Source organism: Pseudomonas sp. NPDC088322 (assembly GCF_044740745.1).
GTDB classification, from domain to species: Bacteria; Pseudomonadota; Gammaproteobacteria; order Pseudomonadales; family Pseudomonadaceae; genus Aquipseudomonas; species Aquipseudomonas shirazensis.
In genome coordinates this window covers 291,575-308,633 of sequence record NZ_JBIURK010000007.1, presented here as the reverse complement: position 1 = coordinate 308,633, position 17,059 = coordinate 291,575, and the positions used below count along the sequence as shown (strand labels likewise).

The 17,059-nt window shown below is 62.9% G+C and carries 15 protein-coding genes; 8 read left to right on the top strand and 7 right to left on the bottom strand.

Going from position 1 to position 17,059, the window contains the following annotated elements; translation table 11 throughout:
- From pqqF to ACIOAU_RS19735, 7 genes are all read left to right on the top strand, one after another.
- Positions 1-2,325, top strand: coding sequence for a pyrroloquinoline quinone biosynthesis protein PqqF (gene pqqF / locus ACIOAU_RS19765; protein WP_401184108.1), 2,325 nt, complete (start codon positions 1-3; stop codon positions 2,323-2,325).
- Between the two features lie 165 nt (positions 2,326-2,490).
- A complete protein-coding gene (gene pqqA / locus ACIOAU_RS19760; RefSeq protein WP_003243383.1) occupies positions 2,491-2,562 on the top strand; it encodes a pyrroloquinoline quinone precursor peptide PqqA in 72 nt (23 codons plus the stop codon).
- A gap of 79 nt (positions 2,563-2,641) precedes the next feature.
- Entirely contained in the window at positions 2,642-3,553 is a 912-nt protein-coding gene (gene pqqB / locus ACIOAU_RS19755; protein WP_259076916.1) for a pyrroloquinoline quinone biosynthesis protein PqqB, read from the top strand.
- Between the two features lie 9 nt (positions 3,554-3,562).
- Positions 3,563-4,318, top strand: a complete 756-nt coding sequence (pqqC, locus tag ACIOAU_RS19750) for a pyrroloquinoline-quinone synthase PqqC (RefSeq protein ID WP_101322410.1) — start codon at positions 3,563-3,565, stop codon at positions 4,316-4,318.
- Entirely contained in the window at positions 4,315-4,590 is a 276-nt protein-coding gene (gene pqqD, locus ACIOAU_RS19745; protein WP_101322411.1) for a pyrroloquinoline quinone biosynthesis peptide chaperone PqqD, read from the top strand. Before pqqC ends, pqqD begins: the two co-directional genes overlap by 4 nt.
- Positions 4,562-5,722 carry a pyrroloquinoline quinone biosynthesis protein PqqE gene (gene pqqE, locus ACIOAU_RS19740; protein WP_150572901.1) on the top strand — a complete coding sequence of 387 codons (1,161 nt, stop codon included), beginning with the start codon at positions 4,562-4,564 and terminating at the stop codon, positions 5,720-5,722. The genes pqqD and pqqE overlap by 29 nt, the downstream gene beginning before the upstream one ends.
- Positions 5,688-7,523 (top strand): S9 family peptidase, encoded by a 1,836-nt coding sequence (locus tag ACIOAU_RS19735; protein ID WP_150571160.1) that lies wholly within the window; start codon positions 5,688-5,690, stop codon positions 7,521-7,523. The genes pqqE and ACIOAU_RS19735 overlap by 35 nt, the downstream gene beginning before the upstream one ends.
- Before the next feature lie 51 nt (positions 7,524-7,574).
- Here the strand turns inward: ACIOAU_RS19735 and ACIOAU_RS19730 are convergent, their stop codons facing one another.
- Positions 7,575-7,733, bottom strand: a complete 159-nt coding sequence (locus ACIOAU_RS19730; protein ID WP_101322414.1) for a YqaE/Pmp3 family membrane protein — start codon at positions 7,731-7,733, stop codon at positions 7,575-7,577.
- Positions 7,734-7,906: 173 nt separating this feature from the next.
- Positions 7,907-9,130 carry an aspartate aminotransferase family protein gene (locus ACIOAU_RS19725; RefSeq protein WP_401184101.1) on the bottom strand — a complete coding sequence of 408 codons (1,224 nt, stop codon included), beginning with the start codon at positions 9,128-9,130 and terminating at the stop codon, positions 7,907-7,909.
- 167 nt (positions 9,131-9,297) lie between these two features.
- On the opposite strand from ACIOAU_RS19725, the gene ACIOAU_RS19720 reads away from it, so the two are divergent.
- Positions 9,298-10,221 (top strand): LysR family transcriptional regulator, encoded by a 924-nt coding sequence (locus tag ACIOAU_RS19720; protein WP_401184098.1) that lies wholly within the window; start codon positions 9,298-9,300, stop codon positions 10,219-10,221.
- A 255-nt stretch (positions 10,222-10,476) separates the two neighbouring features.
- Here ACIOAU_RS19720 and ACIOAU_RS19715 read toward each other — a convergent pair whose 3' ends face one another.
- The 5 genes from ACIOAU_RS19715 to bioD form a co-directional block, all read right to left on the bottom strand.
- Positions 10,477-12,255 (bottom strand): acyl-CoA dehydrogenase C-terminal domain-containing protein, encoded by a 1,779-nt coding sequence (locus ACIOAU_RS19715; RefSeq protein WP_401184095.1) that lies wholly within the window; start codon positions 12,253-12,255, stop codon positions 10,477-10,479.
- A 136-nt stretch (positions 12,256-12,391) separates the two neighbouring features.
- The gene (locus ACIOAU_RS19710; RefSeq protein ID WP_101322418.1) at positions 12,392-13,675 is read right to left on the bottom strand and encodes a diguanylate cyclase; all 1,284 of its coding nucleotides are present in this window, start codon (positions 13,673-13,675) and stop codon (positions 12,392-12,394) included.
- Between the two features lie 210 nt (positions 13,676-13,885).
- Positions 13,886-15,691 (bottom strand): phenylacyl-CoA dehydrogenase, encoded by a 1,806-nt coding sequence (locus ACIOAU_RS19705; protein WP_101322419.1) that lies wholly within the window; start codon positions 15,689-15,691, stop codon positions 13,886-13,888.
- A 266-nt stretch (positions 15,692-15,957) separates the two neighbouring features.
- Positions 15,958-16,254, bottom strand: coding sequence for a pyrroloquinoline quinone biosynthesis protein PqqE (locus tag ACIOAU_RS19700; protein WP_181089436.1), 297 nt, complete (start codon positions 16,252-16,254; stop codon positions 15,958-15,960).
- A gap of 124 nt (positions 16,255-16,378) precedes the next feature.
- Positions 16,379-17,059, bottom strand: a complete 681-nt coding sequence (gene bioD, locus ACIOAU_RS19695; protein ID WP_101322421.1) for a dethiobiotin synthase — start codon at positions 17,057-17,059, stop codon at positions 16,379-16,381.

Here is a 17,059-nt window from a genome sequence, read left to right as displayed (position 1 = left end):
ATGCCTGACGCCACTCGCCATCTGACCCTGGCCAACGGCCTGCACCTTACCTTGCGTCACGCGCCGCGCCTCAAGCGTGCGGCGGCGGCTTTGCGCGTGCATGCGGGCAGCCATGATGCAGCGACGCGCTGGCCTGGCTTGGCGCACTTTCTCGAGCACCTGTTTTTCCTCGGCACCGAGCGTTTCCCGCTGGAGGATGGCCTGATGCGCTACGTTCAGGGCGTTGGCGGCCAGGTCAACGCGAGCACCCGCGAACGCACCACTGACTTTTTCTTCGAAGTGCCGCCCGCTGCACTGGCCGGTGGTCTCGAGCGCCTGTGCCAGATGCTCGCCGAGCCGGACCTGAGCCTAGTGCGGCAAGTCAGTGAGCGCGAGGTGATCCACGCCGAGTTCATCGCCTGGTCGCGCAATCGTGAAGCGCAGGACCAGTTCACGCTGCTCCAGCGGCTAGTGGAGGGTCATCCGCTGCGCGCCTTTCATGCGGGCAACCGATACAGCCTGAACCTGCACAATCCGCAGTTTCAGCGCGAGCTCAGGGGCTTTCACCAACGCTTCTATCAGGGCGGGCAAATGGTCCTGAGCCTGTGCGGGCCGCAGTCGCTGGACCAGCTGCAAGCCATGGGCGAGCGCTACGCCAGCGTTTTCGCCAGCGGCCAGCGGGTGATTCAGGCACTGCCACCGGCTTTGAAAGAGCAACTGCTGGTGCCGCCAGCGCCCAAGCACGGCCAACTCGAGCTGCTGTTCGCCCACGATGGATTGCCGGCGGGTGCACAGCAGGCCATGGAATTGCTGCTGGGGTGCATCAGCGACAGCCGCGAAGGCACTTGGCTGGACGCACTGCGCCAACGCGGCTGGGTGCGTGAATGCCAGCCAAAACTGTTGTATGCCTTCGCCGGCCAGTTGCTCTGGACGATACGTCTGCGCTTGACCGACACCGCGCAGGTCGATGAGGTACGAGCGCTGCTGGAGGGCTGGTTGCAGTTCATCAGGCAAGCAGACTTCGACGCGTTGAACGCAGCCTATGCTCAGCTGCAACAGCGCCGGGCGATGTCCGCCAGCGCATTGGAGCTGGCGCAGCGAGACAGCCGTGAAAACCCGCTGCAAGCACTCGATGCGCAATCGCTCCAGGCCCTGCCTGCAGTATTGGATAGCCTGCCGCTGCAGGCATACGGAAGCTGGCAAATGCCGCCCGCCAATCCTCTGCTGCTCGCGAGCCTGCCCAACACGACGGCAGCGCTACCAGCCGCCCTGAGCATCAGCGCCTGCCTGCCCAGCTCGCGTCAATACGCCGCGCTGTATCTGCGCTGGAGGATCGCAACACCTCTGCGCCAGCGCCTGCACGCAGTGCTGGTCAACGCACTGCGGCCGCTCACCGAGCGCGCCGAGCAGGCCTCGCTACAGATGGACTTCAGTAGCAGCGGCGAGTACTGGCAGTTACGCTGCGCCGGGCTCCCCGCGGCCGTGGTGCGGCTGGTTGAAGAGGCGCTGGCAGTGTTGAACCAACCTGCTGCTGACTGCTGGCAAGCACCTGTAGCGGATGAACCTGCGTTGATTCCGATCAGGGCGCTGCTCAAGCGTTGGCCCGACGAGGTAGCGATTGCGCCCACCGCTCAGCCAGATACTGCCCGAGTGCTGGATCAGGCGATCCTCGACCAAGTCTGGCGGAGCACTCGCTGCCGAGGCCTGGCGGTCGGCTTCGGCGACCCGGAACTGGCAGCATTGGGCTCGGCACTCAGCCGCACGATGTGGGACGAGGCTGCCGACCAAGAGCAGTCGCTCGATGCCAGCACTGTGCCGGGCAAACGCTGGCTATATGCCGACGTAACAGGCAGCGAACACGCGCTGTTACTTTTCTGTCCGCTGCCGGCGCAGCTACAAGGCGCCGGACGGCTGCTTGCACAACTGCTGCAGGGCCCGGTGTACCAGCGCCTGCGGGTCGAACTGCAATTGGGCTACGCAGTGTTCAGCGCCTTCCGCCAGACCGACGGCATCGGCGGCCTGCTGTTTGGCGTGCAATCGCCCCACGTCCGGCCGGAGCAGATCCTCGCACATCTGCTTGAGGTGTTCAGCGCAGGCGTGACTCTCGAAAACGCCGCTCGGCAAGCTTTGGCTGATAGCTTTGACGAGGCAGCGATGCCCGACGCCGAGGTCGCGCAGTGGGCTTGGCAAAGCCACCTGGCCGGTGCAGCGGCCGATCTCGGGGGGCTGCAAGCAGCTATTCTGGACACCGATCAAGCCAGTCTGGACGCCTTGCTGACAGCCCTGATCACGGCCCAGCACGGCTGGCTATGCCTGGCCAACAGCCCAGCGCCTGACTCGCACTGACCGAGATTGTTACTCGCCACGCAACAACCCTTCTCGCAAAATGAACCTTCTGGTACATAATTATCTTGTAAGATAGCGCAACCTCAGCAAATGGAACCTCCTGCCTCAGGGGGTACCAAATAAGTAGCTGACAACCCTCAAGCCCCATCCCGAAGGAGTAATCCCATGTGGACCAAACCTGCTTACACTGATCTGCGTATCGGCTTTGAAGTGACCATGTACTTCGCCAACCGCTAAGCCTGGCTTGCGGTTAGACGCCTCGGTCCCGCCGGGGCGTTGTTGTTTTTGCCTACAGCATTTTGCATAGAGGGTGGCCATGTACGTCCAGATTCTTGGTTCAGCTGCCGGTGGCGGATTTCCGCAGTGGAACTGCAGCTGCGTCAACTGCAAGGGTTTCAGGGATGGCTCGCTGCGCGCGCAGGCGCGTACCCAGTCATCGATCGCGCTGTCCGACGACGGCGAGCACTGGGTCCTGTGCAACGCTTCGCCAGATATCCGCGCGCAACTGCAGGCGTTTGCACCGATGCAGCCGGCCCGTGCACTGCGCGACAGCGGCATCGACGCGATCGTCCTGCTCGACAGTCAGATCGACCACACCACCGGCCTGCTCAGCCTGCGTGAAGGCTGCCCGCATCAAGTCTGGTGCACTGACATGGTCCATCAGGACCTGACCAGCGGTTTTCCGTTGTTCAACATGCTCAGCCACTGGAACGGCGGCCTAGCCTGGAACCGTATCGAACTCGAAGGCAGCTTCGTCATCCCGGCCTGCCCCAACCTCAAGTTCACCCCGTTCCCGCTGCGCAGCGCCGCGCCGCCGTATTCGCCGCACCGCTTCGACCCGCATCCAGGCGACAACCTCGGCCTGCTGGTCGAAGACCTGCGCACAGGCGGCAAGCTGTTCTACGCCCCAGGTCTCGGTCAGGTCGACAACTCCCTGCTGGAAATGATGCAGGGTGCCGACTGCCTGCTGGTCGATGGCACGCTGTGGCGTGATGATGAAATGCAGCAGCGTGGCGTCGGTACCCGCACCGGTCGCGAGATGGGCCATCTGGCGCAGAGCGGCCCAGGCGGCATGCTTGAAGTGCTGGACGGTTTCGCCAGCCAGCGCAAGGTCCTTATCCACATCAACAACACCAACCCGATCCTCGATGAAGACTCACCCGAGCGCGCCGAAGTCGAACGCCGCGGCGTCGAAGTCGCCTACGACGGCATGAGCATCGAGCTGTAGGAGCCGCACATGAGCGACGCAACGCCGATGTCGCCTGCCGAATTCGAGCAGGCTCTGCGCGCCAAGGGCGCCTACTACCACATCCATCACCCCTATCACGTGGCGATGTATGACGGCCGCGCCAGCCGCGAGCAGATCCAGGGCTGGGTCGCCAATCGTTTTTACTATCAGGTGAATATCCCACTGAAGGACGCCGCGATCCTCGCCAACTGCCCGGATCGAGAGATTCGCCGCGAGTGGATCCAGCGCCTGCTCGACCACGACGGTGCGCCCGGTGAAGACGGTGGTATCGAAGCCTGGCTGCGCTTGGGTCAGGCGGTTGGCCTGGACCCGGAGCAACTGCGCTCGCAAGAGCTGGTGCTGCCCGGCGTGCGCTTCGCGGTCGACGCCTACGTCAACTTCGCCCGCCGCGCCAGCTGGCAGGAAGCCGCCAGCAGCTCGTTGACCGAGCTGTTCGCGCCGCAGATTCACCAGTCGCGGCTGGACAGCTGGCCACAGCATTACCCGTGGATCGATCCGGCTGGCTACGAGTACTTCCGCACCCGTCTTGGCCAAGCCCGGCGCGACGTTGAGCACGGCCTGGCGATTACCTTGCAGCACTACACCACCCGCGCCAGCCAGGAGCGCATGCTGGAAATCCTTCAGTTCAAGCTGGATATTCTCTGGAGCATGCTCGACGCCATGAGCATGGCCTATGAGCTGGACCGCCCTCCCTACCACTCCGTCACCCGCGAGCGGGTCTGGCACAAGGGGATCACACTATGAGTCTTGACCGTCAACAGGTGCCCAGCTGGCGCCCAGGCTACCGCTACCAGTATGAGCCGGCGCAGCAAGGCCACGTCTTGCTGTACCCGGAGGGCATGATCAAACTCAACGAGAGTGCCGCGCTGATTGGCGGCCTGATCGATGGCCAGCGCTCGGTCGCGGTGATCATCGCCGAGCTTTCCCAGCAGTTCCCCGATGTGCCCGAGGTCGCTGACGACATCGAGCAATTCATGGAGGTGGCCCGTGCCGAACACTGGATCGTCCTCGCCTGAAACAGCCGGCAAAGCCGGCGTCGGCCTACCGCTGTGGCTGCTCGCCGAGCTGACCTACCGCTGCCCGCTGCAATGCCCGTACTGCTCCAATCCGCTCGATTTTGCCGAGCAAGGCCAGGAGCTGACCACGGCACAGTGGTTCAAGGTCATGGCCGAAGCGCGCGAGATGGGCGCGGCACAGTTGGGCTTTTCTGGCGGCGAGCCGCTGGTGCGCCAGGACCTTGCCGAGCTGATCGGCGAGGCCCGCCGGCTGGGCTTCTACACCAACCTGATCACCTCCGGCATCGGCCTTACCGAAAAGCGCATCGCCGAGTTCAAGACCGCCGGGCTGGATCACATCCAGATCAGCTTCCAGGCCAGTGACGAGCAGGTCAACAACCTGCTCGCCGGCTCGAAAAAAGCCTTCGCGCAAAAGCTCGAAATGGCCCGCGCCGTCAAAGCCCACGGTTACCCGATGGTGCTCAACTTCGTCACCCACCGGCACAATATCGACAAGATCGACCGTATCATCGAGCTGTGCGTGGCGCTTGAGGCCGACTTCGTCGAGCTTGCCACCTGCCAGTTCTATGGCTGGGCGCAGCACAACCGCGCCGGGCTGTTGCCAACCCGTGCGCAGCTCGAGCGGGCCGAACGCATCACCAACGAGTACCGCGAGCGGCTCAAGGCAGCTGGCAACCCATGCAAGCTGATTTTCGTCACCCCTGACTACTATGAAGAGCGACCCAAGGGCTGCATGAATGGCTGGGGCAGTATCTTTCTTACCGTCACCCCCGACGGCACCGCACTGCCCTGCCATGGCGCGCGGCAGTTGCCGGTGCAGTTCCCCAATGTGCGCGAGCACGACCTTCGGCACATCTGGTATGACTCGTTCGGCTTCAACCGCTACCGCGGCTTCGACTGGATGCCCGAACCCTGCCGCTCGTGCGACGAGAAGGAAAAGGACTTCGGCGGCTGCCGCTGCCAGGCGTTCATGCTTACCGGCGATGCCAGCAACGCCGATCCAGTGTGCGCCAAGTCGGCCGAGCATGGCATCATCCTCCAGGCACGTGAGGAAGCCGAGCACGCCCATCAGGCCATCGAAGAGCTGACATTCCGCAATGAACGAAACTCCCGAGTCATCGCCCGCGGCTGAGTTCAGCGCCGCCCAGGCCGTCGCCGCCGGCACCGACTTCGCCGACCTCAAGGTCGGCGCGGCCGGGCTGTTCTGGAACGAATTCCGCCCTGCCGACGGCGCTTGCCGCCTGTGGCACTGGCGCGAGCAGCAAGCCCATTGCCTGACGCCGGACGGTTTCAGCGCACGCAGCCGTGTCTACGAATACGGCGGCGGCAGCTTCTGCCTGGGCGAGGAGGTGCTGGTATTCGTCAACGAGTCCGATCAGCAGATCTACCTGCAAGGCCTCGATGGCTCTGCGCCACGCGCCCTGACCGCTGCCGCCGACTGCCGCTATGGCGATGTGCTGTGGCATGCCGGCGCAGTGCTCGCTGTCGAAGAGCAGCACGCTGACAGCGTTGTGCACCGCTTGGTCTGCTTCGCCGATGAGGGCCGTCAAGTGCTGGCCGAAGGCGCCGACTTCTATTCGGCACCGACCCTGAGCGAAGACGGCCAGCGCCTGGCCTGGATCGAATGGGACCGCCCGGCACAGCCCTGGACCCGCACTCGATTGATGTGTCGCCAGCGCGACAGACACGGCGAGTGGACTGCCGCGCTATGCCTGGCCGGCGATATCGACCCAGAGCAGTCCTTGCAGCAACCCCGCTTCGACGGGCAAGGCAGGCTGTATTGCCTGTCTGATCGCAACGGTTTCTGGCAGCCATGGGGGGAGATCGAGGGCAATTGGAAAGCACTACCAGCAGTCGCCGCCGACCACGCCGCCGCGCCCTGGCAACTGGGTGCCAGCAGTTGGCTGGCAATCGCACCTGATAGCTATCTGGCCAGCTGGTTCGAAGACGGTTTTGCCCAGCTTGGCCTGCACAGCGGCGATCAGGTTCAGCGCTTCGCCAGCGAGTACACCCGCTTTCGCAGTCTGGCCCTGGACGACCGCCATATCTACGCTATCGCCGCCTCGCCGATCAGCCCAGCCGCAGTCATCGCCATCGAGCGTGTCAGCGGCCAGACCAGCGTGCTTAGCGGCGGCGGCCTGCCGCTGCCCGCCGAGCGGATCAGTCGCCCGCAGCCGATCCGCTATCCCAGCGGCGACGCCCATGCCTATGGCTTCTTCTACCCGGCGGCCAACCAGCCGCAGGGCGGCGCCGCGCCGCTGGTGCTGTTCATCCACGGCGGGCCGACCTCGGCCTGCTACCCGGTACTCGACCCGCGCATCCAGTACTGGACCCAACGCGGCTTTGCCGTGGCCGACCTCAACTACCGCGGCAGCAGCGGTTATGGCCGCGCCTATCGGCAAGCGCTGCACTTACGCTGGGGCGAAGTCGACGTCGAAGACGCCTGCGCTGCAGTCAGTTACCTGGCGGGGCTGGGCCTGATCGACCCGCAGCAGGCGTTCATTCGCGGCGGCAGTGCTGGCGGCTACACCACCCTGTGCGCGCTGGCATTCGCCGATGTATTTCGCGCCGGCGCCAGCCTCTATGGCGTCAGCGACCCGCTGGCGCTGGCACGGGCGACGCATAAGTTCGAAGGGGATTATCTGGACTGGCTGATTGGCGATCCTGAACGAGACGCCGAGCGCTACCGCCAACGCACACCGCTGCTGCATGCCGAGCAAATCAAGGTGCCGATGATCTTCTTCCAGGGCGAGCTGGATGCCGTGGTGGTGCCCGAGCAGACTCGCGCCATGCTGGCGGCGCTGAAAGCTAACGGGATCGAGGCTGAAGGGCATTTTTATGCCGGTGAGCGGCACGGTTTCCGCAAGGCCGAGAACCTTGCGCATGCACTCGAGGAAGAATGGAAGTTCTATTGCCGGGTACTCGACCGTTGAGCCGAGTTCCCCGCAATTGCAACAGAGGGCCGCAGCGCGGCCCTCGTCACGTCAGCGCTTGGCGATGATATACACCGCGTGGATGATGCCGGGGATATAACCCAGCAACGTCAACAGGATGTTCAGCCAGAACGCACCGGCAAAGCCGACCTGCAGGAACACGCCAAGCGGCGGCAGAAGGATCGCGATAATGATGCGAATGAAGTCCATGCATGTCTCTCCGTCAGTGGTTACTACACAGACTCGCGCGCTTGCGCAGAGGTTCCGCAGGCACAACATCTTGCGCTAAAGGCAAAAAAACGCCCCGGGCCGAATAGGACAGGCCAGGGGCGATGCGCAGAAACGCCAGACGGTTCGTTGAAATAAGTGAGCGCTATAGTCGATCAGGCGCGCATCTCGCGACGGTTGTGCTGTTGCCCGTGCAGCCGGGCAAAGGCTCTGGCCAGCTTAAGCAGCATCTCGTCGACAAGCCCGCGGCTAATCGTCAGCGCCGGGGCAAAGCGGACTACATCGGGCTGGGGCGCCTGCAGCAACAAGCCCTCCTGCAATGCCGCCTGCACCAACGCTGGCGCCACCTCATCGTGTAACTGCAGCGCCCACAGCAGACCCTGCCCGCGCACCTCGCCATGACCATAACGGCCGGACAACCTGCTCAGACCTTCGCGCAGGTGGCGGCCGCGGTCCTTGATCTGCTCGAAGAAGCCAGGCGCGAGCACGCTCTGCAATACCGCCAGGCCGGCCGCGCACATCAGTGCATTGCCGTGCTGGCTGCCTTGCAGCTCGCCAGGCTCGGCGCAGCAGGCGCTGCCGCGGGCCAGCAGCGCGGCGACCGGCACGCCACCCCCCAGGCCTGTGCCAAGGGCGATGATGTCGGCACGCACGTCATATCGCTGTTCGGCCAACAACGCACCGCAGCGGCCGATGCCGGTCAGTGCTTCGTCGAAGATCAGCAGAATGCCCAGCTCGCGGCACAGCCGTTCGACACCCTGGAGATACTCGCGGCTGGCCGGGATAACGCCGGCCTCGCCCTGGATCGGTTCGAGCATGATCGCGACCGTGCGCGAGTCGACGGCGGCGTGTAATGCGCTCAGGTCGTTGAACGCCACCTGGCTGAAGCCCGACGTATCCAGACCGCGCCCGTGGCAGGCCTGGCTGGCCGTAATGACATGATCGGCGCCGCTGCGATGCAGTTGGCCCCATTTACGCGCCAGGCGGATCGCCGCTGCGCACGCTTCGGCACCGCTGTTGAGCAGGTACGCCTGGTCACTGCCGGTGCTCTGGCAAAGTTTCTGCGCCAGCAGCAACTGGTTGTGGTTGGTTAGCTGCCCGCCGCAGTTAAGCAATGTCTGGGCCTGAGCACTCAGCGCTTCGCTCACCACTTGCGGGCAATGGCCGAGACTGTTGCCTGCACTGCCTTGGGTGAAGTCCAGATAAACCCGACCGTCGTTGTCCCATAACCACGAGCCCTGCCCACGCACAAAAATCGGCGCAGGCAGCGCGGCGGACGCCATCAGCCATTCGCTCGATAGCGACGCGGCAGGTGCCGGTGCTGCTGGTACAGGTTCGACCACCGCGACAGCTGGCCGACGCAGCTTGAACAGATTCATCAGAACTCCAGACCGATATTTCAGCGTGGCCTATCAAAAGTGTTTTTCAGCGACTGCAACAATCGGTCGCTGCAACAGCAGGTAAATGCTTGAAAACGCCGCTAGACTAGGCACAACCGGGTACTCTGGCCATTTCGATTTCCCAGCTTTTTCGATAAGTGTTGCTTATGGATTTTCGCCAACTGCGTTATTTCGTCGCGGTCTATGAAGAAGGCCACGTGGGCCGTGCTGCCGAACGCCTGTCACTGTCGCAGCCGGCCTTGTCCCAGCAGATTCGGCAACTGGAACACGGCCTCGACCTGAGCCTGTTCGAGCGCAGCAACAAGCGCCTGCTGCCGACACTGGCCGCGCACACCTTGTACAACCATGCCCAGCCCTTGCTCGACGGCTTGCAGCGCGCCCATGAGGCTATGCGCAGCTTCAAAGGCCAGGCACTGCGTACCCTCGCCATCGGTGTCCTGCAGACCGTCCGCCCCGGGCTGGTACCGCAGTTGCTGGAGCGCGTGCGCCGGGCGCAGCCGCACCTGGTGGTGCAGATCTACGAACTGTCGGGGCTGGAGATCGAGCGGCGTCTGCTCAATGGCAATCTGGATATCGGCATCAGCTATCTGCCGCCGCGCCAGGCAGGCCTGCACGGGCTGATGCTGTATGAAGATGAGCTGCAACTGGTCATCCCCAACACCCACCCGTTGAAGGACTTCAAGAAGGTCTCGATCAGGCAGGCGGCTGAATTGCCGCTGCTCATGCTGGGTGAAGAGTTTCAGATCCGCCAGATCTGGAAGGAGCAGCTGGCCAGCCAGGGCCGCAGGCCGCAGGTACAGGCCGAGATGAACAACATGGCGGGAATCCTCGACAGCCTGGCGCACACCTCGCTGGCAACCATCCTGCCAGGGCGCGCCAAGGCAGCGGCCGAGGATGATCAAGGGCTGCTGTGGAAGCCCCTCAGCGAGCCGCGCGTACCACTCAAGGTTGGCCTGGTGTTTCGCGATGCGCAGCGCCAACAGGCGTCGCTGGAGCTGTTGCGCACATTGCTCGAAGAAGAAACCGACGGGCGCCCGCTGGGCGTGTCGCCGCTGGACGTACTGGGCTGACGGTAAAAACCACGCAACAAAGAAAACCCCGCCTAAGCGGGGTTTTCCAGACTGTTTCCCTGACATCCCTATCGCCTCACCATCCTGGCGAGATTCCTTCGTGTCCCTGTTCTGTCCTTTACGCTTCCTGCGTTCCGTCCATGTGAGAAATATTAGCTGTGGATCCAATCTGAAGATAGAGGCGAAAAGTCACCACGTCGTGTAGGAAAAGGCTTACAAATCACCCCAGCTTTGTTACGGCATGTGATCGAGGCGTCAGAACTGCGCAGCGTCCAACAGATACAGCGACTCGCTACCCGCCTTGACCGACGCCACCAACGAATCCACCCGCGGCAGCAACCGCGCAAAGTAGAAGCGCGCCGTGCCCAGCTTGCCCTGATAGAAGGCCGCATCGCCCTCGCCTGCCTTGGCTGCCTGGGCCATGCGCGCCCACATATAGGCATAAGCGACATAGCCGAACGCGTGCAGGTACTCAACCGAAGCTGCACCGATCTCGTTCGGGTTGAGCTTGGCCTGCTCGATAACCCACTCGGTCAGCCCATCCAATTGATCCAGGGCAGTGGCCAATGGCTGGGTAAACTCGCCCAGCTCGCTATCGGCACCAGCCACGAACTGGCGAATTTCGTCGGCAAACACCTGGTAGAACGCGCCACCGCTGGCGACCACCTTACGGCCCATCAGGTCCAGCGCCTGAATGCCGTTGGTGCCTTCGTAGATCTGGGTGATGCGCGCGTCGCGCACCAGTTGCTCCTGGCCCCACTCACGGATGTAACCGTGGCCGCCAAACACCTGCTGGCCATGCACGGTGCACTCAAGCCCGGTGTCGGTCATGAACGCCTTGGCCACCGGTGTCAGCAACGCCACCAGGTCCTCGCTGCGCTTGCGCGTGGTCGGGTCTTCGCTGTACTTGGCGTTGTCCAGTTGCAGGGCGACGTAAGTGGAGAACGCCCGGCCGCCTTCGATCAAGGCTTTCATGGTCAGCAGCATGCGCCGCACATCCGGGTGGACGATGATCGGGTCGGCGACTTTGTCTTTTGCCTGTGCGCCGACTGGCGAGCGGCTTTGCAGGCGATCGCGGGCGTACTCGACGGCGTTCTGATAAGAGCGCTCGGCCGAGGCCAGGCCTTGAATACCGACGCCCAGGCGCTCGTAGTTCATCATGGTGAACATGGCCGCCAGGCCCTTGTTCGGCTCGCCGACCAGGTAGCCGACCGCGCCGTCGAAGTTCATCACGCAGGTCGCCGAGCCCTGAATGCCCATCTTGTGCTCGATCGAGCCGCAGTGGGCCGAGTTGCGCTCACCCAGGCTGCCGTCGTCGTTGACCAGGAACTTGGGCACCAGCAGCAGGGAAATGCCCTTGGGCCCCGCGGGTGCGTCCGGCAGCTTGGCCAGCACCAGGTGAATGATGTTTTCGGTCAGGTCGTGCTCGCCACCGGTGATGAATATCTTGGTCCCACTGACCTTGTAGCTGCCATCTGCCTGCGGCTCGGCCTTGGTACGGATGATGCCCAGGTCGGTGCCGGCATGGGCCTCGGTCAGGCACATCGAGCCCGCCCAGACGCCGCTGTACATGTTCGGCAGGTATTTGTGCTTGAGCGCTTCGCTGGCATGAGCGTTGATCGACAGGCAGGCGCCTGCGGTGAGCATCGGATACAGCCCGAACGACAGGCTCGAGGCGTTGATCATTTCCTCGACCTGAGCCGAGATCGCCTTGGGCATACCCATGCCGCCAAACTGCGGATCACCGCCAACACCGACCCAGCCGCCTTCGGCGTAGGTCTGGTAGGCCTCGATGAAACCGGCCGGGGTGCGTACGCTGCCGTTGTCCCAGTGGCAGCCCTCTTCATCGCTGGCGCGGTTGAGCGGCGCGATGCTGCGGGCGGTGACCTTGCCGGCTTCTTCCAGCACCGCCAGAGCGGTGTCCTGGTCGACCGCCTCGGCCAGCTCGGGCAGCTGTGCCCACAGCGTGGCCACGTCGAAGACTTCATTGAGAACGAAGCGCATATCACGCAGGGGCGCTTTATAGTCAGCCATGGACAACCTCTCACTAGTCGGGTCGGGGCGGTCCTGGCGAGGACCGCGGCACTGGAGTGAAATCAGTGTAACCGAACAACTTTTGCGAGACATAGGGTCATCACGTGACCCTACAGTCAACCCCGGTCAACCTAAGTCATGCCATTCGCACAGCGCCGCGGCGTGATTGGTGGCCGAACATCACTACACAGTTACGCCCGGCAGCCTTGGCGCTGTACAGCGCCTCGTCGGCAGATTTGAGCACCGCCTCGGGGTTGCGGTGGTCGATCAAGCGTTCGGCCACGCCGATGCTGATGGTGACCGATACGGTAGCGCTGGCCGAGCCGCTGCGCCGTTGCCGGCCGGCGCTATCGTCCTGCGGGCGGCTGTTCTGGTCGCGCAGCTGGATGGCGTAGTTGGCGATCATCTCGCGTACCGCTTCCAGATGCGGCAGACACTCTTCGGCAGTCTTGCCGGCAAACACCAGGGCGAACTCTTCGCCGCCATAGCGGTAAGCCCGACCGCCCCCCGTCACTTTCGACAGCCGGCTGGCAACCAGCCGCAGCACCTGATCACCGACGTCGTGGCCGTGGGTATCGTTGAATTTCTTGAAGTGGTCAACGTCGGTCATGGCAATCACGTAGTTGCGCCCCAGGCGCTGCATACGCTCGTTCAGCGCACGCCTGCCAGGCAAGCCGGTGAGCTCGTCGCGGAAGGCCATCTGATAGGCCTCATGGGCGACCGCTGCGGCAATCATCAGCATGACCTGGCTGCACATGATGTTCAGGGTGAACGGCAGGATGAAGGTTTTCGGCAACATCCACAGCAGGCCCAGCAAGCCGATGATCTGCGCCGCATGCAGCGGTCGCGGCTGGCGCAGGTACTGCACCGCCAGCAGGATGAAAACGATGACGAAGACCGGGTACGCCAGCTGGATCAGGCTCATCCACTGACCGTGCAGCGACGGCCAGCGGATCTCCGCCAGCCAGCCCAGCAGCGCCTCCGGAAAGCTCTGCTGCAAGGCCACCGCCACGCTGCCGACGGCAAACAGTACGGCAAAGCGGGCGAGCATGTCCTGGGCCAGATGAGTGCGTTCCTGCCAGGCGGCGAACAGGCCGAACAACGCAGGTAGCAGCAGGCAGACCAGATGAAAGATCACTGCAGCGTCTTCACGCACGCGGCCGTTGTCGCGATAGAAGTCGGTCTGGGTGTCGAGCAGGTAGTAAGCGATATACACCGTGACCATCACAAACAGCTCACGCTGCCGGCGGTACACCGCGCAATAGGCGCCGCCGAGCAGCAGCACCATGGTTGGCAGCACATTGAACAAAGACGTGAAGAAGACGCTGAGGTCTCTCACATAGGCCGCCGCCAGCCCCGACACCAGTAAGACCAGTGACGGCAGGAAATGGCTTACGCGTACAGCGGATAACTGAAACAAGGGTATCTCCAACCCGGCAGATCAATAATGGCATTGTGCCTTTACTACATCGGCAGCGCACATGAATAGATGAATACACCAGATGTTTAACGGCAGGCGTGGAGCCAGGCTTAGCTTTTTCTGTGCATGGCGCTACGCGGCCCGGACGAGCGCTCACAAAAAAACCGCCTGCCGGTGAGGGCAGGCGGTTTTTGATGTTGCCAGCGCGGCTTAGATGGCTAGGCCGAAGTCTTCTTCTTTCATCGCCATCAGGTTACCGGCACCGGACAGCATGGTCGCTGCATGGGTGCGGGTACGCGGCAGGATACGCTGGAAGTAGAAGCGTGCGGTCTGCAGCTTGGCGGTGTAGAACGCTTCTTCGCTGGTGCCGGCGGCGAGTTTTTCAGCTGCCAGACGGGCGATATCAGCCCAGAAGTAGGCCAGGCAGGCGTAGCCCGAGTACATCAGGTAATCGACCGACGCGGCACCGACCTCTTCACGGTCTTTCATGGCGGCCATGCCGACTTTCATCGTCAGTTCGCCCCACTCCTTGTTGATCGCCGCCAACGGCTCGACGAATTCCTTGACCGCTTCGTTGCCTTCCTGGGCCTGGCAGAACTTGTGCACGATTTTGGTGAAGCCCTTGAGCGCTTCGCCCTGGGTCATCAGCACTTTACGCCCGAGCAGGTCGAGGGCCTGGATGCCGGTGGTACCCTCGTAGAGCATCGAGATGCGGCTGTCGCGCACGTTCTGCTCCATGCCCCACTCGGCGATGAAGCCATGGCCGCCGTAGATCTGCACGCCATGGTTGGCGGCTTCGAAACCGACCTCGGTCATGAACGCCTTGGCGATCGGGGTCATGAAGGCCAGCAATGCATCGGCCTTCTTGCGAGCTTCTTCGTCCTTGCTGTACTTGACGATATCGACCTGCTGCGCGGTGAAGTAGACCATCGCCCGGTTGCCTTCGGCAAAGGCCTTCATGGTCAGCAGCATGCGCCGTACATCAGGGTGGACGATGATCGGGTCAGCGGCCTTTTCAGGTGCCTTGGGGCCGGTCAGCGAGCGCATCTGCAGACGGTCGCGGGCGTATTTGAGGCCACCCTGGAATGCCACTTCAGCGTGGGCCAGGCCTTGCAGCGCGGTACCCAGGCGAGCGGTGTTCATGAAGGTGAACATGCAGTTCAGGCCTTTGTTGGCTGGGCCAATCAGGTAACCGGTAGCGCCGTCGAAGTTCATCACGCAGGTGGCGTTACCGTGGATGCCCATCTTGTGCTCGAGCGAGCCGCAGCTGACGCCGTTGCGCTCGCCGATGGCGCCATCGGCGCTGGGCAGGAACTTGGGCACGATGAACAGCGAAATACCCTTGGTACCAGCAGGGGCATCCGGCAGCCGCGCCAACACGATGTGGACGATGTTGTCGGCCATGTCGTGCTCACCGGCCGAGATGAAGATCTTGGTCCCGGAAACCTTGTAAGAGCCATCCGCCTGCGGCTCGGCCTTGGTCCGCAGCATGCCCAGGTCAGTGCCGCAGTGCGGCTCGGTCAGGCACATGGTGCCGGTCCATTCACCGGTGACCAGTTTGCTCAGGTAGGTGTCCTGCTGCTCGGCGGTGCCGTGCTCGGAAATGGTGTTCATCGCGCCATGGGACAGGCCTGGGTACATGCCCCAGGACCAGTTGGCTTCACCGACCATCTCGCTGACCGCCAGGCCCAGCGACTCAGGCAGGCCCTGGCCGCCGTGAGCAACATCATGGGCCAGGCTCGGCCAGCCGCCTTCGACGAACTGTTTGTAGGCTTCCTTGAAACCAGTCGGGGTCTGCACACCCGACTCGCTCCACTTGCAGCCTTCGAGATCGCCAACGCGGTTCAGCGGCGCCAGCACGTTCTCGCAGAACTTGGCACCTTCCTCAAGGATCGCATCGACCATGTCGGGCGTGGCTTCCTCGCAACCCGGCAAGCTCTGGTAGTGCGCTTCATAGCCGAGCAGTTCGTCGCGAACGAAGCGAATATCACGCAGAGGGGCTTTGTATTCAGGCATTGCGATGAACCTCTTGAGGAGTCCGGTGGAGTGAGCGCCGACAGCAACCGGCACTCGGTCAAACAGTTGTTTGAAACTTACGTTTAGGTGCAAACAAAGTCAAGAAGGGACTATGGTGCCATTTACGTCGTGAAACATGGCGTATCTGCCATGTACCCGTAAATGCAACTGCGGGCCTGACTGCATAGGACAACCGAGCAGACAACGGTGTTGTCTGGTCAGCGCCATCGCAGTCAGGCCCGCAGAGGTTTCAGCGAGATTAGCAATCAGGCGTAGGTGTCGATGAAGCGGCCGAGCATTTCGTCGGAAGCCTTGGCGACTTTCACACCAAGCTCGACTTCAGTCTTGCCCAGCGCCAACTGCACCGTACTGGTGGCCATGTCCATTTGCTGGCTACGGTCGACGGCGCGCAAGCGCTCGGCCTGATAGTCGCTGGACTGGCTGGTGGCGGCACGTTCGACGGTGCCGTTGGCGATCTGGCTGGCGGCCTGATCAACGCGGTTCTGGCCCGCCTGAATGGCGCCAAGACCTGCGTAGTAGGCAGAGCTACCGGTGATTTCCATGTCAAAACTCCGATGACGCTGGATAACGGACAAACTTCATTAAAGCAGGCCAACGCCGAAAAGGCCCGTTTAAATCGCTAATAGCATAGTGCCATTCGATAGACCGAGGGTATGCGCGCGGAGCTTAATCAAGCAGGTCAAGCTGCAGATGTTCGGCCACGGCATCGGCGCTGGCTTGCTTGAGTTTGGGCACCCGCCCCAGGCACGGCGCGGGCAGGCGTTCAGCGAGGCTGGCCAGGTTTTCTTCCAGCCGCGAGGTGCGCGGCTCAATCACATTGGCCACCCAGCCGGCCAACTGCAGGCCATCGCGGGCAATCGCTTCGGCACTTAACAGCGCGTGATTGATGCAGCCCAGGCGCACGCCGACCACCAGGATCACCGGTAGCTTCAGCGCGATCGCCAGATCGGACAGGTTGGCATGGTCCGACAACGGCACCCGCCAACCGCCGGCACCTTCGATCAAGGTGAAGTCGGCGCCCTCTGCCAGAATCCCCTGCATCGCCTTGAGCAAAGCAGGCAGCGCCAGCGCCACGCCCGCTTCGCGCGCAGCCAGGTGCGGGGCGATTGCCGGCTCGAAAGCGAACGGATTGACCCGTTCATAAGGCAACTGGACGGTACTTTGATCAATCAGCGCTAACGCATCGGCATTGCGCAGGCCCTTGCTGGTCACCGCGCATCCCGACGCCACCGGCTTGGCCGCGAGGGTGCTCAGACCTTGCAGCCGGGCCGCATGGAGCAAGCCGGCAGCGATGGTGGTCTTGCCCACGTCTGTGTCGGTACCGGCAATGAAATACGCTTGGCTCAT